Annotated in this window: 18 protein-coding genes; 16 read left to right on the top strand and 2 right to left on the bottom strand. The window is 72.4% G+C overall.

The features are described from left to right. The first annotated feature begins 21 nt into the window (after positions 1 to 21). Positions 22 to 1,023 carry a helix-turn-helix domain-containing protein gene (locus tag ABZ939_RS06820; RefSeq protein ID WP_361850088.1) on the top strand — a complete coding sequence of 334 codons (1,002 nt, stop codon included), beginning with the start codon at positions 22 to 24 and terminating at the stop codon, positions 1,021 to 1,023. Between the two features lie 199 nt (positions 1,024 to 1,222). Here ABZ939_RS06820 and glgX read toward each other — a convergent pair whose 3' ends face one another. Continuing rightward, complete coding sequence (glgX, locus tag ABZ939_RS06815; RefSeq protein WP_361850698.1) at positions 1,223 to 3,364, bottom strand: glycogen debranching protein GlgX; 2,142 nt, start codon at positions 3,362 to 3,364, stop codon at positions 1,223 to 1,225. Positions 3,365 to 3,685: 321 nt separating this feature from the next. Between glgX and ABZ939_RS06810 the strand changes: the two genes are divergently transcribed. The 6 genes from ABZ939_RS06810 (at position 3,686) to ABZ939_RS06785 (ending at position 10,100) form a co-directional block, all read left to right on the top strand. Next, positions 3,686 to 4,855: an Ig-like domain-containing protein gene (locus tag ABZ939_RS06810; protein ID WP_361850696.1), complete on the top strand. Its 1,170-nt coding sequence runs from the start codon at positions 3,686 to 3,688 to the stop codon at positions 4,853 to 4,855. Between the two features lie 186 nt (positions 4,856 to 5,041). Further along, positions 5,042 to 6,292, top strand: coding sequence for an Ig-like domain-containing protein (locus ABZ939_RS06805; protein WP_361850086.1), 1,251 nt, complete (start codon positions 5,042 to 5,044; stop codon positions 6,290 to 6,292). An 87-nt stretch (positions 6,293 to 6,379) separates the two neighbouring features. Beyond that, positions 6,380 to 7,147: an enoyl-CoA hydratase-related protein gene (locus tag ABZ939_RS06800; RefSeq protein WP_361850084.1), complete on the top strand. Its 768-nt coding sequence runs from the start codon at positions 6,380 to 6,382 to the stop codon at positions 7,145 to 7,147. A gap of 102 nt (positions 7,148 to 7,249) precedes the next feature. Next, positions 7,250 to 7,753 (top strand): ATP-binding protein, encoded by a 504-nt coding sequence (locus ABZ939_RS06795; protein ID WP_361850083.1) that lies wholly within the window; start codon positions 7,250 to 7,252, stop codon positions 7,751 to 7,753. A gap of 404 nt (positions 7,754 to 8,157) precedes the next feature. Next, on the top strand, positions 8,158 to 8,913 hold the full coding sequence (locus ABZ939_RS06790) for a polysaccharide deacetylase family protein (RefSeq protein WP_361850081.1): 756 nt from the start codon (positions 8,158 to 8,160) through the stop codon (positions 8,911 to 8,913). After that, a complete protein-coding gene (locus ABZ939_RS06785) occupies positions 8,913 to 10,100 on the top strand; it encodes a hypothetical protein (RefSeq protein ID WP_361850079.1) in 1,188 nt (395 codons plus the stop codon). Before ABZ939_RS06790 ends, ABZ939_RS06785 begins: the two co-directional genes overlap by 1 nt. 12 nt (positions 10,101 to 10,112) lie before the next feature. Here ABZ939_RS06785 and ABZ939_RS06780 read toward each other — a convergent pair whose 3' ends face one another. Further along, the gene (locus tag ABZ939_RS06780; RefSeq protein WP_361850077.1) at positions 10,113 to 10,751 is read right to left on the bottom strand and encodes a GNAT family N-acetyltransferase; all 639 of its coding nucleotides are present in this window, start codon (positions 10,749 to 10,751) and stop codon (positions 10,113 to 10,115) included. 93 nt (positions 10,752 to 10,844) lie between these two features. On the opposite strand from ABZ939_RS06780, the gene ABZ939_RS06775 reads away from it, so the two are divergent. From ABZ939_RS06775 to ABZ939_RS06735, 9 genes are all read left to right on the top strand, one after another. After that, positions 10,845 to 11,060: an EF-hand domain-containing protein gene (locus ABZ939_RS06775; protein ID WP_361850075.1), complete on the top strand. Its 216-nt coding sequence runs from the start codon at positions 10,845 to 10,847 to the stop codon at positions 11,058 to 11,060. Between the two features lie 453 nt (positions 11,061 to 11,513). Continuing rightward, the gene (ribA, locus tag ABZ939_RS06770; protein ID WP_361850695.1) at positions 11,514 to 12,146 is read left to right on the top strand and encodes a GTP cyclohydrolase II; all 633 of its coding nucleotides are present in this window, start codon (positions 11,514 to 11,516) and stop codon (positions 12,144 to 12,146) included. Continuing rightward, positions 12,143 to 13,828, top strand: a complete 1,686-nt coding sequence (locus ABZ939_RS06765) for a WD40 repeat domain-containing protein (protein ID WP_361850073.1) — start codon at positions 12,143 to 12,145, stop codon at positions 13,826 to 13,828. Before ribA ends, ABZ939_RS06765 begins: the two co-directional genes overlap by 4 nt. Positions 13,829 to 13,952: 124 nt before the next feature. Further along, complete coding sequence (locus tag ABZ939_RS06760; protein WP_361850071.1) at positions 13,953 to 14,654, top strand: methyltransferase domain-containing protein; 702 nt, start codon at positions 13,953 to 13,955, stop codon at positions 14,652 to 14,654. A gap of 14 nt (positions 14,655 to 14,668) precedes the next feature. Further along, a complete protein-coding gene (locus tag ABZ939_RS06755) occupies positions 14,669 to 16,021 on the top strand; it encodes an SGNH/GDSL hydrolase family protein (RefSeq protein WP_361850069.1) in 1,353 nt (450 codons plus the stop codon). Continuing rightward, complete coding sequence (locus ABZ939_RS06750) at positions 16,018 to 17,022, top strand: SUMF1/EgtB/PvdO family nonheme iron enzyme (protein WP_361850067.1); 1,005 nt, start codon at positions 16,018 to 16,020, stop codon at positions 17,020 to 17,022. The genes ABZ939_RS06755 and ABZ939_RS06750 overlap by 4 nt, the downstream gene beginning before the upstream one ends. A 65-nt stretch (positions 17,023 to 17,087) precedes the next feature. Further along, entirely contained in the window at positions 17,088 to 18,161 is a 1,074-nt protein-coding gene (gene ribD, locus ABZ939_RS06745) for a bifunctional diaminohydroxyphosphoribosylaminopyrimidine deaminase/5-amino-6-(5-phosphoribosylamino)uracil reductase RibD (RefSeq protein WP_361850065.1), read from the top strand. Beyond that, complete coding sequence (locus ABZ939_RS06740; protein ID WP_361850063.1) at positions 18,158 to 19,468, top strand: flavodoxin family protein; 1,311 nt, start codon at positions 18,158 to 18,160, stop codon at positions 19,466 to 19,468. Before ribD ends, ABZ939_RS06740 begins: the two co-directional genes overlap by 4 nt. Positions 19,469 to 19,556: 88 nt before the next feature. After that, positions 19,557 to 20,234, top strand: a complete 678-nt coding sequence (locus ABZ939_RS06735; protein WP_361850693.1) for a class I SAM-dependent methyltransferase — start codon at positions 19,557 to 19,559, stop codon at positions 20,232 to 20,234. The last annotated feature ends 36 nt before the right edge of the window (positions 20,235 to 20,270 follow it).

Genomic DNA, 20,270 nt, shown 5'->3' with positions numbered 1-20,270 from the left:
GCGACGCGACTCGGGGGAGTCATGGACGTCCAGCACTTCACGACCGACGCACTGGACCGGGCGGACCGTTTCGGCTGGTGGCACGACATGACGGCCACGGCCCTCATCCCGACCGTCATGCGCAGCGAGTACGCGGACGACTTCCACGCCGAGGCGCACGTCCTCGACCTCGGCGCCGTCCAGGTGACCGCGCTGCGCTACCCGCCGCTGACGACCGCGCGCACACCCCGGCTGATCAGCCGCTCCGATCCCGGCTACTACCAGCTCTCGCTCACCCTCAGCGGCGACATGTGGATCTCCCAGGCCGGCCGGGACACCACCGTCGGCCCGGGCGACCTGATGATCTACGACTCCTCGCTGCCCTTCCTCGGCGGCACGCGGAGCGAGGACGGCCGGCTCGGGCACATCGTGGCCCAGTTCCCCAAGGCCCTCCTCCCGCTGCCCGCCCGCGAGGCCGAACGGCTCGTCGCCCTGCGGATGGCCTCGGAATCCGGCTTCGGAGCGATGCTCGCCCAGTTCCTCGTGCGGCTCGCCACCGACTGGCGGTCCCCTCAGGGCGAAGCCCAGGGGGGAGCCTCCTTCGACGCCACCGACGCGCCCCGCCTCACCCGCGTGCTGCTCGACCTCCTCGCCGGTACGGCCGGCCGGCACCTCGACGCCACGGGCGCGCAGGAACCCGAGAGCCGCCGGCGCGCCCTGTTCCTGCGCATCCAGGAGTTCGTCCGGCTCCGGCTCGCCGACCCCGGCCTCTCGCCGCAGACCATCGCCGCCGCGCACCACATCTCGGTGCGCTACCTCCACCGCCTCTGCCAGGAGCACGGCATCACCGTCTCCGGCTGGATCCGCGACCGCCGCCTGGAACAGACCCGCCACGACCTCGCCGACCCGGCCCAGCGCCTGACCCCCGTCCACGACATCGCGGCCCGCTGGGGCTTCCGCCACCACGCGGCCTTCAGCCGGGCGTTCCGCACGGCGTACGGCTGCACGCCCACCGAGTACCGGGAGTGCGCGCTCCGTCAATGAGCTGTGCGCTCCTGGCCAAAGACAGCGCCGAACGGGCGCGCGGAGACTGGACGGGCACGCGGAGCCGCCACGGGGGATGTCGGGGGCGGCCCGCGCGCCGGTGCCCCAGGCGTGCGTGCCGCCACGGCACGCAGGGGGAAGCACCACCCCTCCCCGCACCGGCCACCGCCGTCGCGCCGCGGTGGCCGGTGCGGGGTCTTCACCCCCCGACCCGCAGCAGCAGCACCGACCGCGCCCCCACCGTCACCGTCCCCCCGCCCCGGTGCACCGTCCCGGGAGCGTCGGACTGGTCTTCCAGGGTGGTGTCCAGGACCAGTTCGTACGACTCCGCCCACGGCGGGCCCGGCAGCCGGTAGTCGATCGGGCGGGGGCCCGCGTGCAGGATCGCCAGGAAGCTGTCGTCGGTGACCTGGGCGCCACGGGCGTCGCGGCCCGGGATGTCGCGGCCCGAGAGGTAGAGGCCGAGCGTGGCCGCCGGCGCGTACCAGTCCTGCTCGGTCATCTCCGTGCCGTCCGCCGTGAACCAGGCGAGGTCGCGCAGCCCGTCGGCGGCCTGCGGGCGGCCGGAGAAGAACGCGCGGCGGCGCAGCACCGGGTGGGCGTGGCGCAGCGCGAGCAGCCGGCGCGTCAGGGCGAGGAGCTCCCGCCGCCCCGGGTCCTCGGGCAGCGACCAGTCCAGCCAGCTCGTCTCGTTGTCCTGGCAGTAGGCGTTGTTGTTGCCGCCCTGCGTGCGACCCATCTCGTCGCCCGCGACCAGCATCGGCACCCCCGTCGAGAGCAGCAGCGTCGTCAGCATGTTCCGCAACTGACGCAGGCGCAGCCCCTGCACGGCGGGGTCGTCGGTCTCGCCCTCCGCCCCGCAGTTCCAGGCGCGGTTGTCGTTCGTCCCGTCCCGGTTGCCCTCTCCGTTGGCCTCGTTGTGCTTCCGCTCGTACGTGACGAGGTCCCGCAGCGTGAAGCCGTCGTGCGCGGTGACGAAGTTGACCGAGGCGTACGGCCGTCGCCCACCCCACGCGTACAGGTCGCTCGAACCGGACAGCCGGTAGCCGAGGTCCCGTACGTCGGGCAGCGCACCGCGCCAGAAGTCCCGTACCGCGTCGCGGTAGCGGTCGTTCCACTCCGTCCACAGCGGCGGGAACGCGCCCACCTGGTAGCCGCCGTTGCCGACGTCCCACGGCTCGGCGATCAGCTTGACCCGGCGCAGCACCGGATCCTGGGCGATGACGGCGAGAAAGGGCGAGAGCATGTCGACGTCGTGCATCGAGCGGGCGAGCGCGGCCGCCAGGTCGAAACGGAAGCCGTCGACGCCCATCTCCGTCACCCAGTACCGCAGCGAGTCCGTGATCAGCCGCAGCACCTGCGGCTGGACCACGTGCAGCGTGTTGCCGCAGCCCGTGTAGTCGGCGTACCGGCGGGCGTCGGACTGCAGCCGGTAGTAGCCCCGGTTGTCGACGCCCTTCAGGGAGAGCGTGGGTCCCAGCTCGCCCGCCTCGGCCGTGTGGTTGTAGACCACGTCGAGGACGACCTCGATCCCGGCGGCGTGCAGCGCCCGCACCATCCGCTTGAACTCGCCGACCTGCTGCCCGGCGGTCCCCGAGGAGGAGTAGCCCGCGTGCGGGGCGAAGTAGCCGATGGAGTTGTATCCCCAGTAGTTGCGCAGACCCCGGCGGAGCAGATGGTCCTCGTGCGCGAACTGGTGCACCGGAAGCAGCTCGACCGCCGTCACGCCGAGCCGTACGAGATGCTCGATCGCCGCGGGGTGCGCGAGCCCGGCGTAGGTGCCCCGCAGCTCCTCGGGGATGCCCGGGTGGAGCTTGGTGAAGCCCTTCACATGCAGCTCGTAGATGACCGAGTCCGGCCAGGGCGTCTTCGGCCTGCGGTCGTCCGACCAGTCGTCGTCGTCCTGGACGACGACCCCTTTCGGCACGAACGGCGCCGAGTCCCGGTCGTCCCGCACGGTGTCGGCCACATGCTGCTGCGGCCAGTCCCGGACGTGTCCGTACACCTCCGGAGGCAACGTGAAGTCGCCGTCCACCGCCCGCGCGTACGGGTCCAGGAGCAGCTTGGCCGGATTCCAGCGGGCGCCCGTCCACGGGTCCCAGCGCCCGTGAACCCGGTACCCGTACCGCTGCCCGGCCGCCACCCCCGGCACGAAGCCGTGCCAGATCTCATGGGTGAGCTCGGTCAGCGGCAGCCGTCTCTCCGTCCCGTCGGCGTCGAAGAGACACAGCTCGACGGCCTCCGCCCCGCCCGCCCACAGTGCGAAGTTGGTGCCCGGCACCCCGTCGGGCCCCACCCGGCACCGTGCGCCCAGGGGTGTGGGCGCACCCGGCCACACCATGGGCCGGAACCGCCCCGGGGCAGGGGAGAGCCCCCCTCCGTCCCGTACCGCCTCCTGCTCGGCTGCGCTCGACACCTGTCGGCCTCCCGCGGCTCGTCGGGCCTCCCCCATAGCCCTCCGGCATGGGAGGTACCCCCATGGCGCGGAGCGCGGCGTCCCGGCCGCGACTCCCCGCACGTGGTCCTCCCACCTGTTCTGCCCGTACGGCCGTACTCCCAACATGACCCGCACGCACGTTTCCCCTGGAGGGTGGCCGTCGTTGGGCTGAGCGTGACACTTGTATGGAAGCGGGCGGGGTACGTCCTCGCGGTGGCGGCACTGATGGCGGGCCTGGCGGGCTGCACCGACAAGGAGGAGGGCAAGGGCGGCGTCGACCTCTCCCTGCCGGGAAAGGCACGGGCGCCCGGTGACGTCATCCGGATCAGCCCCGAGGACGGCAGTCGGGCCGTGCCCGCCGAGGGGCCGCTCGAGGTGAGGGTCGACAGCGGACGCCTGGAACGGGTCACCGTCGTCCAGGTCGAGGACGCCCAGCGGACCGCGGTCCCCGGCGCGATCAGCGAGGACGGTCTGCGCTGGCGGCCGGCGGCGGACGCGCGGCTCGCGCTGGCCGCCAAGTACAGCGTGGACGCCGTCGCGCTCGACGCGCACGGTCGGCGCTCCGCCCGGCACACCACCTTCACCACCGTCGTGCCCGAGCGCCGCTTCATCGGCTACTTCAAGCCGGAGAACCGTTCCACGGTCGGCACCGGCATGATCGTGTCCTTCGGCTTCAACCGGGCCATCGAGAACCGCGAGGCCGTCGAACGGGCCATCAAAATCACCTCGGACCCGCCGGTGGAGGTCGTCGGCCACTGGTTCGGCAAGGAGCGGCTCGACTTCCGCCCCGAGGAGTACTGGCAGCCCGGCACCGAGGTGACCGTCGAGCTCGCCCTGCGCGACGTCGAGGGAGCGCCGGGCGTGTACGGCATCCAGCGCAAGAAGGTCGGCTTCACCGTCGGGCGTTCCCAGGTCTCCGTGGTCGACGCGGCCGCGCACACCATGGAGGTACGCAAGGACGGCGAGGTCCTCGCGACCGTGCCCATCACGGCCGGGGCGCCGAAGACCACCACGTACAACGGGAAGATGGTGGTCACGGAGCTCTACGACGTGACGCGGATGGACGGCCGGACGGTCGGCTTCGGCGGCGAGTACGACATCAAGGACGTACCGCACGCGATGCGGCTGACCGACTCGGGAACCTTCCTGCACGGCAACTACTGGGCCGCGCCCTCCACCTTCGGCTCGGCCAACGTCAGCCACGGCTGCGTCGGCCTGCGGGACGAGAAGGGCGGCAGTCCGGACTCCCCGGCGGGCTGGTTCTTCGACCGGACGCTCATCGGCGACGTGGTGGAAGTGGTCAACTCCCGTGACCGAAAGGTCGCTCCCGACAACGGGCTCGGAGGATGGAACATGGACTGGAACCAGTGGAAGGCAGGTTCCTCGCTGCGGTGAGCCCTCGTCGTCCCCTCGGCGACCTGTGTCACGTGCACGGTTCCTGGATCAACTGGGACTGAACGGTGACATTCGCGTGGAACTTTCGTGTCCTGCGGTGTGATTATCTAGCGCCGTGCGCGCGGAGGATGCGTGCGGGGGTGCGGGCCGTGGTGAGACCAGGCCGTGCGAGGGGAGACGACCATTTTGAACGGGCAGCCGATATCGGCCGGGGTGGGACGTGGACGGCGGCGCGGGGGCGCGCGTCTGCAGGCCATGGCTGTGGGGGCGTTGCTCCTCGTGCTGACGGCGTGCGGGGGCGGGGAGCCGTCCGGCGGCGGCAAGGGCGGCCAGGACCCGGCGCAGAGCGGCGGGGGCAAGCAGGAGATAGCGGCCTCGCAGGCGGTCGTCACGATCGCCCCGAAGGACGGCGCCGACTCGGTGGCCACCAGCGGCGCGCTGAAGGTGACGGCCGAGCAGGGCAAGCTGACGACGGTCACCGTCGCCGACTCCAAGGGCACCGAGGTCGAGGGCAAGATCGCGGCGGACGGCGCGAGCTGGCAGCCCGTCGGCCACCTGGCCGCGGGTACGCAGTACAAGGTCCACGCCGTCGCGAAGGACGCCGAGGGCCGTGAGTCGGCGAAGGACACCACCTTCACCACCCTGGTCCCGAAGAACACCTTCATCGGCCACTACACGCCCGAGGACGGTTCGACCGTCGGCGTCGGCATGCCGGTCTCCATCAACTTCACCCGGGGCATCACCAACCCGGCCGCCGTCGAGAACGCCATCAAGGTGACCGCCGAGCCCGCCGTCGAGATCGAGGGCCACTGGTTCGGCAACGACCGTCTGGACTTCCGTCCCAAGGAGTACTGGGCCGCGGGCACCAAGGTGACCGTCGAGTTCAACCTGGACGGCGTCGAGGGCCGGCCGGGCGTCTACGGCAAGCAGAAGAAGAAGGTCTCCTTCACCATCGGCCGCCGTCAGGTCTCCACGGTCGACGCGAGCGCCAAGACGATGAAGGTCGAGCGCGACGGCAAGATCATCAAGACGATCCCGATCACCGCGGGCGCCCCGTCCACGACCACGTACAACGGTCAGATGGTCATCAGCGAGAAGTACAAGGTGACCCGGATGAACGGCGCGACGGTCGGCTTCGGCGGTGAGTACGACATCAAGGACGTGCCGCACGCGATGCGTCTGTCGACCTCGGGCACCTTCGTCCACGGCAACTACTGGGCCTCGTCCGGCACCTTCGGCTCGGCCAACGTCAGCCACGGCTGCGTCGGCCTGCGGGACGCGCGCGGCGCCGGCGACAGCTCGATGCCGGCGGCCTGGTTCTACGACCGCTCGATCATCGGCGACGTGGTCGTCGTGAAGAACTCGAAGGACAAGCAGATCGCGCCGGACAACGGCCTCAACGGCTGGAACATGTCCTGGTCGGAGTGGATCAAGTAGCTCCCCGAGCCACCTCGAACGACGGACCCGGTGCTGTGAGCAACAGCACCGGGTCCGCTGTCGTTAACGGCGGCTAACCTGCCGGGTATGACTGTGAACCTCGAAGTCGCCGAAGGCGTCGGCACGATCCGTCTCGACCGCCCCCCGATGAACGCCCTCGACATCGCCACCCAGGACCGGCTGCGCGAGCTGGCCCAGGAGGCGACCGACCGCGACGACGTGCGGGCCGTGATCCTGTACGGCGGCGAGAAGGTGTTCGCGGCGGGCGCGGACATCAAGGAGATGCAGGTCATGGACCACGTGGCCATGGTCAAGCGGTCGCGCGCGCTCCAGGACTCCTTCACCGCGATCGCCCGCATCCCCAAGCCCGTCGTCGCCGCGATCACCGGCTACGCCCTGGGCGGCGGCTGCGAACTGGCGCTCTGCGCCGACTACCGGATCGCCGCCGACAACGCCAAGCTCGGCCAGCCCGAGATCCTGCTCGGTCTCATCCCGGGCGCCGGCGGCACCCAGCGGCTGTCCCGCCTGGTCGGCCCGTCGAAGGCCAAGGACCTCATCTTCACCGGCCGGATGGTCAAGGCCGACGAGGCCCTGACGCTCGGCCTGGTCGACCGGGTCGTCCCGGCGGCCGAGGTGTACGAGCAGGCGCACGCCTGGGCCGCGAAGCTCGCCCAGGGGCCGGCCGTCGCGCTGCGGGCCGCCAAGGAGGCGGTGGACCAGGGCCTCGAGGCCGACATCGACACCGGCCTCGCGATCGAACGGACCTGGTTCGCGGGTCTGTTCGCCACCGAGGACCGCGAGCGCGGTATGCGCAGCTTCGTCGAGGAGGGCCCGGGTAAGGCGAAGTTCGTCTGACTCTGGCATATGTCAAGCGAATCCCCTGGAATTGTCGATTCCGGGGGATCGATTCCGCCGGAACGGCCCCGCGGCCCGTTCCGTCCGGCCATGATGGGGGGCATGGCGGGCCTGGAGGGTGTGGAGCAGCCGCGGCAGCACGGCGGTGCGACGGCCGCACGGTGGGTACCGGCAGCCGAGGACGAACAGGCTCTCAAGGCGCTGGAGTTGTACGGGAATCCGGCCGAGGAGGACGTGCGGCTGCCGTCCCGCCCCGAATCCGCCGCCGTCGCCCGCCGGCTCACGCACTGCGTCGTCCTGCGGCAGTGGGCGCTGTCCCCGCAGATCGCCGAGCACGCCGTCCTGCTCGTCTCCGAACTCGTCGGCAACGCCGTCCGGCACACCGGCGCCCGGGTCTTCGGGCTGCGCATGCTGCGCCGCCGCGGCTGGATCCGTATCGAGGTCCGGGACCCCTCGCGCGGCCTGCCGTGCCTCATGCCCGTCCAGGAGCTGGACATCAGCGGCCGCGGGCTCTTCCTCGTCGACAAGCTCTCCGACCGCTGGGGCGTGGACCTGCAGCCGCGCGGCAAGACGACCTGGTTCGAGATGCGCGTCGCCGACCGCTGACTGCCGATCGCCGACCCTCGGCGCCCCCCCGTACGCACTGAAGCCCCCGTTCGCCGTGGTGGGGCGCCTGGGGGCTTCCGTGAGGACGGCCGTGGATCGGGGGGGTGTATCCACGGCCGTGAAAACGACCTGGCCCGGGTCAATGGGGGTCGTGTCTCCGACTATGGCAGACAGCGGGCCATCGAGCCAAAAGACCCTACTGGGGCAAATTCGGTCAAACCGTGATTCATCTCCGATGAATCGTTGGTGATGTAGAGCACCCGCCTTGTAAATGGTGAATAAGTATCGAGTTCATCGATTGTTTCCTTGATTCGTCCGCATAGTGGACGTCCGGATGCGACCCGTAAACGTCCTGAATTGGCTCAATCGTTAGAAATCGGTCGTTACTGGCCTTAAATGAGCGCGTGACCCTGACCGACCGCCGCAGCGCACTCCGGGCGGGTGCGGCGGCCGCCCTCGCCGGAGCGCTCACCGCCTGCGGCACCGACAGCCGCCCCGTGCCACGTCGCCCCGCGCCCGCCCCCGAACGCGCCGGCCCGGCGCCCCGGCGCTTCCCCGGCCACCCCGTGGAGATCGCCAGCGGCCCGCGCGACCGCCCCCGGGTCGCGCTCACCTTCCACGGCCAGGGCGACCCCGCCCTCGCCCGCGCCGTGCTCGCCGAGGCCGAGAAGGGCGGCGCCCGGGTCACCGTCCTCGCCGTCGGCGAGTGGCTCGACGCCCATCCCGAGCTCGCCCGCCGGATCCTCGACGGCGGCCACGACCTCGGCAACCACACCCAGCGCCACCTGGACATCAACGCGATGACCGAAGACCAGGCGTACGCGGAGATCAGCGCCTGCGCCGCACGGCTGCGCCGGCTCACCGGCTCCATCGGCAGCTGGTTCCGGCCCTCCAGGACCCAGCACGCGACCCCGGCCGTCCAGGAGGCCGCCCGCCGGGCCGGCTACCCGCACGTCCTCTCGTACGACGTCGACTCCCTCGACTTCACCTCGCCCGGCGCCGCGGCCGTCGTCCGCAACGTCACCGGACCGGTCCGCAACGGATCTGTCGTGAGCCTGCACCTCGGCTACGCGGACACGGTCGCCGCACTGCCGCCCCTCCTCGCCGACCTCGACCGCCGCGGACTGCGCGCGGTGACGACCACGGAGCTGCTGACCTGATGCTGCCTCTCACCACGCGTACGAAGAGCCTCCTCGCCGCCGCGCTGCTCGCCGCGCTCGCCGGGTGCGGCACCGCGGACCACGGGGCCGAGCCCCGCGGCGGCGCCAAGAAGGAGAACGCGGCGCCCCCGGCCGTCCCCAAGAAGGTCGTCCCGGACGGCCTCCCCGGCATGCCGCCCGTCCTCGACCCCGACGACGTCTACGCGGCCGACCGGCCGAACCAGCTCTCACCCGTGGTCAAGGACTTCCCCTCCCGCGTCTACGTGCCCAACACCAACTCCAACACCGTCTCCGTCATCGACCCGGCGACGTACCAGGTCGTCGAGACCATCCCGGTCGGCGTCCAGCCGCAGCACGTCGTCCCGTCCTGGGACATGAAGACGCTCTGGGTCAACAACAACCGCGGCCACACCCTCACCCCGATCGACCCGGCCACCGGGGTCGCGGGCAAGCCCGTCGAGGTCCACGACCCGTACAACCTCTACTTCACGCCCAACGGCAAGTACGCCATCGTGATGGCCTCCCTCGACCGCGAGCTGGTCTTCCGCGACCCGCACACCATGGACCGGAAGAAGACCGTCCCCGTCTCCTGCTACGGCGTCAATCACGCGGACTTCTCCGCGGACGGGCGGTACTTCATCGTCTCCTGCGAGTTCTCCGGCGAACTGCTGAAGGTCGACACGGAGAAGATGGAGGTCATCGGCCAGCAGAAGTTGCCCTTCGAAGGCGCGATGCCGCAGGACGTGAAGATCTCGCCGGACGGCAAGACCTTCTACATCGCCGACATGATGGCCCACGGCATGTGGGTCCTCGACGGCGAGAAGTTCACCACCCCGGAGCTGCTGCCGACCGGCAAGGGCTGCCACGGCCTCTACATCTCCCGCGACTCCAAGGAGATGTACGTCCCCAACCGCGGTGAGGGCTCCATCTCGGTCTTCGACTTCGCCCGGAACAAGCTGACGAAGAAGTGGTGGCTCCCGGACGGCGGCTCCCCGGACATGGGCGGTGTCTCGGCCGACGGCAAGGTGCTCTGGCTCTCCGGACGCTACGACTCCGAGGTCTACGCGATCGACACGGCCACCGGCAGGCAGCTGGCCCGCATCCCGGTCGGCGGCGGCCCCCACGGCCTGGCCGTCTACCCCCAGCCCGGCCGCTACTCGCTGGGCCACACCGGGATCTTCAGGTGACCGGCCGTTCCGTCAGCCCGCGATGAGGAGGGCCTCGGAGGCCACCGGGCGGTAGCCCGCAGCCTGGAAGGTGCGGACGCTGCGGGCGTTGCCGGGGGACTGCTGGGCCCAGACCACGCCGTCCGGCGTCAGATGCCGGGCGGCGAGGGCCAGCGCACGGCCGAGCCCGCGGTGCCTGACGTCCTCGTCGACCTCGATCGCCGCCTCCCAGCGGCCTGCCACGCCCCGGCCCAGGATCAGCACACCGCCGTCGGCGGCCCACACCCGTACGTCGTCTCGGAACTTCAACGCCCGCGCCACCCGCGGATGCCCCGGGTCCTCGATCTCACGCAGCGGAAGCTCGGGGGACCCGGGCAGCGCCGTGGCGACCGTCAGCAGGTCGATCGTGTTCATGTGCCGGCCCGTGCGCCGCATGAAGGCGGCGAGGAACCCCGGGTTCATCGAGGCGGCCAGCGGGTCGCTCGCGGCGGCCGCGAGCTCCTCCCGCACCCACGCCGGATCCTCGTCCGTGAAGATCACCGAGTGCGCGGTGAAGGCGAGGACGCCGACGTCCCGGGCGTTCGGCTGCGGGACCACCGTCGTCGAGCCGTCCGGCGGCGGGAACTGTCCGCGCGCCGCCGCCGCCAGGATCAGTGCCACGTCGTCGCTCATACCACCATGATCCGGCATGGCCCGGCGCCCGGAAGCGGCGGGTCGCCCAGTAATCTGACCCCGTCATCGAAGCACCAAGAAGGGGCGGAAGCTGTGGCGGACATCGAGTCGGCGCGCAAGGCATTCGAACGGTTCGACGTGGACGGGGACGGTTTCATCACCGCCGCCGAGTACAAGAGCGTCATGGCGCAGCTGGGTGACTTCCACGTCACCGAGACGGTCGCGGAGGCCCTGATCGCCCCGCGCGACGGCAACGCCGACGGCAAGCTGTCCTGGGACGAGTTCTGGGCCGGCCTCAACAAGGCCTGACCCGCCGGGCGAGGACGGGCGGCACGGCGTACTCCGTACGGCCACCACGTGCGTACGTACGTGAGTCGCCGCCCGTCCGGCCCTCGCCGACGAACGACCGGTGACGCCTCCCGGTCCCGCACGTACCCCGATCCGTCGCACAGCAGCCGCGCCCGCCGCGTTCGGCGCCCTCGCGGCCCTCCCCGCTGCCTCCTCGTCGCCCTCCTCGGAGCCCGACCGGCTCGGACGGACACAGGAAGACTCCCCCTCCCCGCAGCCCCGGCCGCCGCCGGGTGACAGCGGTGTCTGCTGGTTCGGTAGTGACCGTCAAATGTCTCGGTGCCGATACCGGTCCACCCCTGCTGTGCGCGGCGACGCGGTTGCCGATGCTGGGTCCATTGCACCAGATCCAACGGGAGGGACGATCACGTGCGCAACACGTTCAACGGTGCGAAACCGCCGGTGACCTCCGTACTGGCCGATCCAGCGCAACCCACGACCCGTACCCGGGCCCGGGTCGAAGTGCCCGTGCGGCTGGCCGACGGAGGCTGGAAGACCGCCGAGATGGTCACCTTCTCCGAACTCGGCGACGGCCAGGAGCACATCGCCGTGACGTTCGCGCCCGCCGCGGCCGTACCGCTGGTCCGGCTCCACTCGGAGTGCCTGACCGGAGACGTCTTCGGATCCGCACGCTGTGACTGCGGTCCACAGCTCGCCGAATCGATGCAGCTGCTCGCGGAATCCGGCGGCATCCTGCTCTATCTGCGCCAGGAGGGCCGCGGTATCGGGCTCTACAACAAGCTCGACGCCTACCGCGTCCAGGACGAGCTCGGCCTCGACACCTTCGCCGCCAACCGCGAGCTGAACTTCTCCGACGACCTGCGCGACTACCGCGCGGCCGCCCAGATGCTCCGCGCGCTCGACGCGACGCGGATCAGGCTGCACACCAACAACCCCGACAAGGCCGCGCAGCTGACCTCGTACGGCATCGCCATCGAGGAGGTGGTTCCGACCGGGATCTTCCAGACCGAACGCAACCGCCACTACCTGCGCGCCAAGGTCGAGCGGAGCGGGCACACCATTCGACTCGCGGGGGAGTCCATATGATCCAGCACCGGGGACCCATCAGCGGCATCGCCGCCTGGCGGGACACGTACGTCGCCACCGCCGGTTACGACAACCAGGTGATCTGCTGGGACCAGCGAACGGGGCGGGCGCTGGCGCGCTCGTTCCACGACCACCTGGCCAACCAGTGCACCTTCTCCCCCGACGGCCGCCACCTGCTCACCTCCTCCAGCGACTACACGGCCCGCCTGTGGACCGTGCCCGACCTCCGGCTTGTCGCGGTCTTCGCCGAGCAGGAGGACGACGTGGAGATGTCGGTCTTCCATCCGTCGAAGGAGCTGATCGCCACCGCCTCCCGCGACCACAGGGTGCGGGTCTACGACTTCACCGGGCGCCTCGTCACCACCTTCGCCGGTCACACCGCCGACGTCATCTCCGTCGAATGGACCCGCGACGCCGACGAGGTGATCTCCTCGAGCGACGACGGCACCATCAAGCGGTGGTCCCTGGAGACCGGCGGCATGGTCGCCAACCTCGACATGGGCGGGGTGGAGACGGACACCATCGCCATCTCCTCCGGCGGCACCATCTTCGCCGGCAACGACGAGGGCCGGATCGTCGTCGTCGGGCCGACCGGGCAGCACGACGTGTCCGCCCATGACGCGGGCATCAAGCGCCTCGTGCTCGACGACTCCCGCCACCTCCTGGTCAGTCTCAGCTACGACCGGACCATGCGGCTGTGGGACGTCTCCTCCGGCCGGCCCGAACTGCGCGACACCAGCGGTCTGCCCGACGACGTCTGGCCCCGCTCCTGCGCGTTCGCCGGGGCCTCACGCCTGGTCTTCGCCACCTTCGGAGCCGGCTACCGGGGCTACGACTACGAGGACCGGGTCTGGGACACCGCCGAGGTGCCGCCCACCGGCGGGGTCAACGCCGTACTCCCCGCCCCCGACGGCCCGCTGACGGTGGGCGACGCCGGAGTGGTGCGCCGGGACGGCGCGTTCGTGGCCGCGACCGGGAGTCTGTGCAACTTCCTCACGCCGCTGGGCGGAGCCGTACTCTCCGGTGGACAGCTCGGCAAGGTCTTCGACGCGCTCACGGGGCGCGAGCTGTACCAGCACCGCTCACCGCTCAACTGCGGCGCGGCCTTCGAGCGGGACGGCGAGCGGTACGCGGTCGTGGGGGCGTACACCGGCGAGGGGCTGCTGCTGAGGCTGCACGGCACGGACCGCGTCGAGCACATCGCGGACCTGCCCCTGCACGTGAACGCGGTCAAGGGCGTCGCGGTCTCCGGAGACCTCCTCTTCTCGGTGGCGGCCGACGCCTCGGCCACCTGGTACCGCATCTCCACCCTCCAGAAGATCGCCACCGTCGAGGACGCGCACGACAGGATCGCCAACGGGTGCGCGGGTCTGGGCGACGGCTGGTTCGCGAGCGTGAGCCGGGACCTGAAACTGCGGCTGTGGAGCCCCGAGCTGCGCGCCGAGGTCCTGCCGACGCCGCACACCCACTCCATCAAGTGCGTCGCGGCCTCCGACGACGGCAGGCTCGTGGCCACCGGCAGCTACAACGGCCGGGTCGCGCTGTACGACCGGCTGGAGCGCGCCTGGACCGAGGTGGTCAGGCCCACCACGGCGGGCATCTCGGCGCTCGCGTACGACGCGGGGCGCAAGGTCTTCGCCGCGGCGTCCTACGACGGTCAGGTGTACCCGATCGGGGGCTGAGCCGCCGTCATCGCGTACGGCGCCGGGGGAGGTGAGGGAAACCCCGCCTCCCCCGGCGCCGTGCCACGAGCCCTTCTTCTCCTCCTTCCTGTCTCCACTCCTCTACGAGAGGACTCCGCACCCCATGGACAGCCATCCGATAGCCGACCGCTACGCGATCACCCCCGCACCGGCACCGCAGCTCGACGAGTCGGCGTACGCGGCCGTGCTCCACTCCGACTTCCGGGACCACTACGCCACCGGGCGCGACGTGTGGACCGGCGAGCAGGCGATGCGGGAGGCGCCGCGCCTGTTGTCGAGCGCGCTCGGCGCCACCGAGGACGCCCACATCCTCGACATCGGCACGGGCCACGGCCGGGACGCCGAGATCCTGCTGGCCGGCGGACACCGGGTCACCGGCATCGACCTCATCGCCTCCCCCGAGTGGGAGGCCGTCATGGCCCGCCGACCCGGGCGCGCCCGCTTTCTCGTCACCCCCCTGACGGAGCTGGAAGGCACGGCCGAATACCAGGCCGTGCTGGACAACGGCTGCCTGCATCACCAGCACCCGGACAGCTACCCGCGCTATCTGCGCCGCGTCCGTGAACTGCTCGTGCCCGGCGGCCTGTTCACCGTCTCCGTCTTCCAGGCCGCGGGTGACGCGGGCAGCCTCTTCGTCAACGCGGGCAAGCGTCTCTACCGCGAGTTCACCCCCGACGAGCTCAACCGCCTCGTCACCGCCCACGGGTTCGAGCCGATCGAGGTGCGGCAGGTGCCGCGCGGCACGGCGGGCCTCACCTATCTGCTGGGCACGTTCCGGCGCACAGCGGACGGCGATCCACGATGAAACGATGCCGCGCAGTGCTGTCGGCGGCGGTGTGCGCGGCGGGCCTGCTCGCCGCGTCCCCCGCCTCCTCCGCCGCGTCCCCGTCCTCCGCCCCGGCGTCCGCACCCCGGGCCTCCGACGCCGCGGGCTGGGCCGGCTCCTGGGGTACGGCTCCCGCGCCCGCCGCACCCGACGGCATCTCCCGGGACGGTCTGGACGACCGGACCGTACGCATGGTCGTGCACACCTCGATCGGCGGCGGCGAACTACGGCTGCGGCTGTCCAACGCTCACGGCACCGGGCCGTTGACCCTCGGCCGGACGACCGTCGCGCTGCCGCGGCCGGATGCCCCGGCGGCGGTCCTGCCCGGCAGCGTCCGACCGGTCACCTTCGACGGCGGCGCGGCACGGACGACCCTGCCCGCCGGTTCCGAGGCGCTCAGCGACCCGGTGGCCTTCGACGTGCCCGCCGGGGCGGACCTGCTGGTCAGCATCCATCTGCCGGAGCCCACCGGCCCCACCACCTGGCACTGGCTGGCCCAGCAGCGCAGCCATGTCTCCGAGCCGGGCGACCACACCGCCGACCAGGACGGGACCGCGTTCACCCGCACCGAGACCTCGTGGTTCTTCCTCACCGGCGTGGACGTACGCGGGGCGGACGCGCGGGGAACACGGGCGCGCGGCACGGTCGTCGCGATCGGTGACTCGCAGACCGACGGTGTGGGGTCCACCCCGGACGGCAACGGCCGCTGGACCGACGCCCTCGCGCGCCGCCTCGCCGCCGACCCGGCGACCCGCGGCCTGGGCGTGCTCAACAAGGGCATCGGGGGCAACCGCGTGCTGCGCGACGGCACCGAGACCGACCGGCCGCAGCGGGGCACCAGCGCTCTGGGGCGGCTCGACCGGGACGCGATCGCCCAGGCCGGGGTGCGGACCGTCGTGCTCTACGAGGGCATCAACGACCTCCAGCTCGCGCCGCACGCCGGTGCGGACGACGTCCTGCGAGGGCTGCGCACGATGGCGCAACGCCTGCGCGAACGAGACATCCGCGTGCTGGTGGGCACCCTGACCCCGTTCAAGGACTCGCCGTTCTGGACCCCGGACGCCGAACGCGCCCGCACGGAACTCAACACGGCGCTGCGCACGGCGCCCGAGTTCGACGCCGTCGTGGACTTCGACGCGGCGGTCCGCGATCCCGCGGACCCCCGGCGCGTGCGGGCCGCGTACGACAGCGGCGACCACATCCACCTCAACGACGCGGGCTACCGCGCCCTGGCCGAGGCCGTGCCCACCGCCGGTATGCCGGCTGCCACGGCCCGCGCCGGCGTCCCGGCCCCGGCCGGAACGGATCGCGCGCCCGCCCCCTCGACCGACCGGAGGCACCAATGACCAGCAGTACGTCTCCCGCCGCTCCGCCGGCAGTCATGGCCAACCCCAACACCCTGTCCGACCGGGCGGCCATGGGCCTGCCCGACACCTTCACCGCCCGCACGGGCCCCTGGGCGCTGCGGGCCCACCGCGACCTCCTCGGCGCCCCCGCCGTGACCCTCGTCTCGATCGCGGAGGATCCCGGCACCCCCTTCCCCCGGAGGTACGCCGCGGGCACCGTGCTCGGCCTCGTCGGGGACCCGCGCATCCGCCCCGACGACCCACCGATGGCCACCGTCCCGGGCGCCCGGGTCCGGCTCGGCCTCGACCCGGAGTCGGTCGGGCCGGTCACCGCACGCTGGCGGCACGCCGGTGTGGAGGAGGACTGGATCGCCAAGGAGTGCCCCACGTACGAGACGGACGTCGCGGCCTTCCGGATCGCGCTCCACCCGGTGACCAACGCCGAGTACCGCCGCTTCCTCGAGGACACCGACAGCAGGTGGCTGCCCACCTCCTGGCGCTTCGGGGTCCACCCCGAGGGGCTCGGCAACCACCCGGTGTGGACCGTTCCCCCCGAGGCCGCCGACGCGTACGCGGCCTGGCTCGCGGACCGTACGGGCCGGGCGTTCCGGCTGCCGACCGAAGCCGAGTGGGAGTACGCGGCCTCCGGCGGCGACGGCCGGGACTTCCCGTGGGGGGAGGAGTTCGCGGCCGACCGCGCCAACACCGTGGAGTACGGCCCGCTGACCACCACCCCCATCGGCGTGCACCCCGGCGGATGTTCGCCGTTCGGCGTGCACGACATGGCGGGCAACGTCGAGGAGTACACCGCGGACGACTACCGCCCGTACCCCGGCGGAACGGACGTCGCCGACGACCTGGCGCGGACCCGCGGTGCCTATCGCATCGCCAGGGGCGGCAGTTTCACCCGCTTCGGCGATCTCGCCCGCTGCCGACGGAGGCACGGCTGGTACGAGCGGGACATCTACGCCATGGGCTTCCGGCTCGCGGAGACGCCGTGACGGCCGGGAACCCGACGGCACCGGCCACACCGCGCCCGCCGGTGCTCCCCGCCGAGGAAGCCGCCATGCGCAGGGCGATCGGCCTCGCGGCCACCGCGCTGGGGGAGACCAGCCCCAACCCCGTCGTCGGCTGCGTCCTGCTCGGCCCGGACGGCTCCCAGGTGGGCGAGGGATTCCACCGGGGAGCCGGCCACCCGCACGCGGAGGTCGAGGCCCTCGCCGCCGCGGGAGCCCGGGCGCGCGGCGCGACCGCCGTGGTCACCCTGGAGCCCTGCGCGCACCGGGGGCGTACCGGACCGTGCGCGGACGCGCTGCTGCGCGCGGGCATCGCCCGGGTCGTCTACGCGGTGCCGGACCCCACCCCCGACGCCGCCGGCGGTGCCCGGCGGCTGCGCGAGGCCGGCGTGGAGGTGGTCCCGGGAGTCCTCCGCGCGGAGGCCGAACGCGGCAACGAGCTGTGGCTCACCGCGGTCCGCGCCGCCCGGCCGTGTGTGACCTGGAAGTTCGGCGGCAGCCTCGACGGCAGGTCGGCGGCGCCCGACGGCACCTCGCGGTGGATCACCGGGCAGCCGGCGCGTGAGGACGTCCACGCCCTGCGTGCCGCACACGACGCCGTACTCGTCGGCTCGGGGACCCTGCATGCCGACGACCCGCACCTGGGACTCCGGCACGCGGTGCCCGGCCGGCCGCCGCTGCGGGTGGTCCTCGACCGGACCGGCGCCATCCCGCCCGGCGCCCGGGTGCTCGACGACGCCGCTCCCACGCTGGTGGTCGTCGGGCGGGGCGCGCCACCGCCCCGACTGCCCCGGCGGCACGAGGTGTTGGACGTGCCCGTCGTGGACGGCGAGCTCGACATCCGGGCCCTGGCCGACGCGCTGTACGCGCGGGGCGTGCGCTCGTTGCTGCTCGAGGGCGGTGCACGGCTGGCCGCGGCCTTCGCCGCCGCCGGCCTCCTCGACCGGGTCGTCGCCTATGTGGCGCCGCTGCTGCTCGGCGCCGGAGGCCGCCCGGTCCTCGACGACCTGGGGATACGGACCCTCGGTGACGGGGTCCGGTTGCACCTCGACGAGGTGGGCCGAGTCGGGGAGGACGTACGGCTCGTGCTGCGTGCCCGGCCGCTGCCCGGGGAGCCGGTATGAGGCCCCGGGTCGCGGTCGTCCACCACAGCCGCCGGGGAACCATGCGTGCCCTCGCCCTGGCGGCGGCCGAGGGCGCGCGGGCCGGTGGAGCGCGCGTACGGCTGCTGCGGGTGGCGGACGAGGGAGAGGGCGGCGGCCGCTGGCCGGAGCCCGTCGCGGGGCCGGACGACGTGCTGTGGGCGGACGGTCTGGTCCTTGCGACACCGACGTACTTCGGCAATGTGTCCGCCGCATTCAAGCGGTTCCTGGAGACGACCAGCCCGCTGTGGCGGCAAGGGCTGCTCGCCGACCGGCTGGTGACCGGGATGACGGCCTCCACCTGTACGCACGGCGGCCGCGAGGCGACACTGCTGTCGCTGCATCAGACCGCGTACCACTGGGGCTCCTGGGTGGTCGGGGCCGATCCGGCGGACCCGGTGTTCCGGGCGGTGGGCGGCAATCCGTACGGCCTGTCGGTGGAGTCCCGGCCACGCGGCGCGGACGGGACCGGCACCGGGACGGGCACGGGCACCGGCATCGGCATCGGCTCGGCGGAAGAGGAGGCGGCCCGGCTGCTGGGCCACCGGCTCGCCGAGCTGACCTCGCGGGCGCGCCCGACGGCCGCCGCGCCCACCGCCCGGGGGCCGGTCAGGGTGACGGTGGTGCACTGCGCCGACAGTGGGCCCGCACGCCTCCTCGCGCAGGAGTGCGCGGCGGGTGCCCGCTCCGTGGGCGCGCGGGTCCGGTTGCGGCGGGTCGTCGGCACCAGCGGCTCGGCGCGCGAGGACGCGGCCGGGTGGACCGGGCCCCCGGCGGCGCTCGCCACACCGGAGGACGTGGCCTGGGCGGACGCGGTGGTGTTCGGCGGACCGGCGCGACTGGGCGCCATGGCACCCCCGTTGCTGGCATTCCTCCAGGCGCTGGAACCGGCCGCCGGCACCGGCCCGCTGTCCGGCAAGCCGGCGAGCGGCTTCGTCGCGACCGCGCGCCCGCACGCCGGGAGCGAGTCGGCGCTGCTCGCGTTCCACCATGTGCTGCTCCACAGCGGGGCGGTGGTGGTGCCGCCCGGCTACACGGACCCGGCGGTCTTCGCGGCCGGCGGGAACCCGTACGGCACCTCGCACCCGCTGACGGCGGGCGCCGTGACGCGCGCCGTACGCGAGGCGGCCCGGCACCAGGGGCGGCGCGCGGCGCTCACGGGCGACCTGCTGCGCCGCGCCGCAGGCGAGAACACCGGCAGGAAAGCCGGCGGGAAGGTCGGCGGGAAGGTCGGCAGGAGCGCCGGCGAGAGCGCCGAAGTCATCGGGAACGCCCGGGAGATCGCATGACGAGGAGGTCCACGAAGTGAGTGCGCAGCAGGACGCTCTGCAGTACGACGAGATCGGGGAGGCGTACGAAGGGTTCAAGGCGCTGCCCATGGCGCGGTACCCGGAACGGGCCGGCTTTCTGCGGCTGCTCGGTGACGTCCGGGGCAGGTCCGTGCTCGACCTGGCCTGCGGCACGGGCTTCTACACTCGGCAGATCAAACGCCTCGGTGCGGCGGACGTGCTCGGGGTCGACATCTCGGGCGAGATGGTGGCCGCCGCCCGGCGCATCGAGGAGAACAGTCCCCTCGGCGTGCGCTACGCCGTCGCCGACGCCGCCGAACTCCCGGTTCCCGAGCGCCCCTTCGACCTGGCCACCGCGGTCTATCTGCTCAACTACGCCGACGACGCGGCCGCCATGGAGCGCATGTGCCGTGGTGTGCACCGGAGCCTGGTGCCGGGGGGCGAGTTCTTCGTCCTGACGCAGGCGCCCGACTTCCGGTTCGACGGGCCGTCCACCGGCAAGTACGGCTTCCTCTACACGCCGGTGGGGGAGGGGGCGATCGGGCCGCGCGTACGTATCACGGCGCTCCTGGACCCGCCGGTCGAGTTCGTCACGAACTACCCGCGCCGCGAGGTGTACGAACAGAGCCTTCGGGCGGCGGGTTTCGGCGAGGTGACCTGGGTGCCGCTGCACGTGCCCGCCGACGGCGTACGGGCCATGGGTGAGCGGTTCTGGGCGGACTTCCTGGCCAATCCGCCCCTGGTGATGCTGCGCTGCCGCGCCTGACGGGCAGGGTCGGACACACACGAAGGGGGCTCCGCG

Origin of the sequence: Streptomyces sp. NPDC046712, assembly GCF_040645695.1 — a bacterium.
In the GTDB taxonomy this organism is placed as follows: Bacteria; Actinomycetota; Actinomycetes; order Streptomycetales; family Streptomycetaceae; genus Streptomyces.
Note: the sequence above shows the minus strand (reverse complement) of the source record. Positions and strands in the feature narration are given on the sequence as shown.

Coding starts and splice junctions, on each gene's coding strand:
- ABZ939_RS06820 (WP_361850088.1), top strand. CDS start 22: ATGGACGTCCAGCACTTCACGACCGACGCACTGGACCGGGCGGACCGT.
- glgX (WP_361850698.1), bottom strand. CDS start 3,364: ATGGTGTGGCCGGGTGCGCCCACACCCCTGGGCGCACGGTGCCGGGTG.
- ABZ939_RS06810 (WP_361850696.1), top strand. CDS start 3,686: ATGGCGGGCCTGGCGGGCTGCACCGACAAGGAGGAGGGCAAGGGCGGC.
- ABZ939_RS06800 (WP_361850084.1), top strand. CDS start 6,380: ATGACTGTGAACCTCGAAGTCGCCGAAGGCGTCGGCACGATCCGTCTC.
- ABZ939_RS06795 (WP_361850083.1), top strand. CDS start 7,250: ATGGCGGGCCTGGAGGGTGTGGAGCAGCCGCGGCAGCACGGCGGTGCG.
- ABZ939_RS06785 (WP_361850079.1), top strand. CDS start 8,913: ATGCTGCCTCTCACCACGCGTACGAAGAGCCTCCTCGCCGCCGCGCTG.
- ABZ939_RS06780 (WP_361850077.1), bottom strand. CDS start 10,751: ATGAGCGACGACGTGGCACTGATCCTGGCGGCGGCGGCGCGCGGACAG.
- ABZ939_RS06765 (WP_361850073.1), top strand. CDS start 12,143: ATGATCCAGCACCGGGGACCCATCAGCGGCATCGCCGCCTGGCGGGAC.
- ABZ939_RS06760 (WP_361850071.1), top strand. CDS start 13,953: ATGGACAGCCATCCGATAGCCGACCGCTACGCGATCACCCCCGCACCG.
- ABZ939_RS06750 (WP_361850067.1), top strand. CDS start 16,018: ATGACCAGCAGTACGTCTCCCGCCGCTCCGCCGGCAGTCATGGCCAAC.
- ribD (WP_361850065.1), top strand. CDS start 17,088: ATGCGCAGGGCGATCGGCCTCGCGGCCACCGCGCTGGGGGAGACCAGC.
- ABZ939_RS06740 (WP_361850063.1), top strand. CDS start 18,158: ATGAGGCCCCGGGTCGCGGTCGTCCACCACAGCCGCCGGGGAACCATG.
- ABZ939_RS06735 (WP_361850693.1), top strand. CDS start 19,557: ATGGCGCGGTACCCGGAACGGGCCGGCTTTCTGCGGCTGCTCGGTGAC.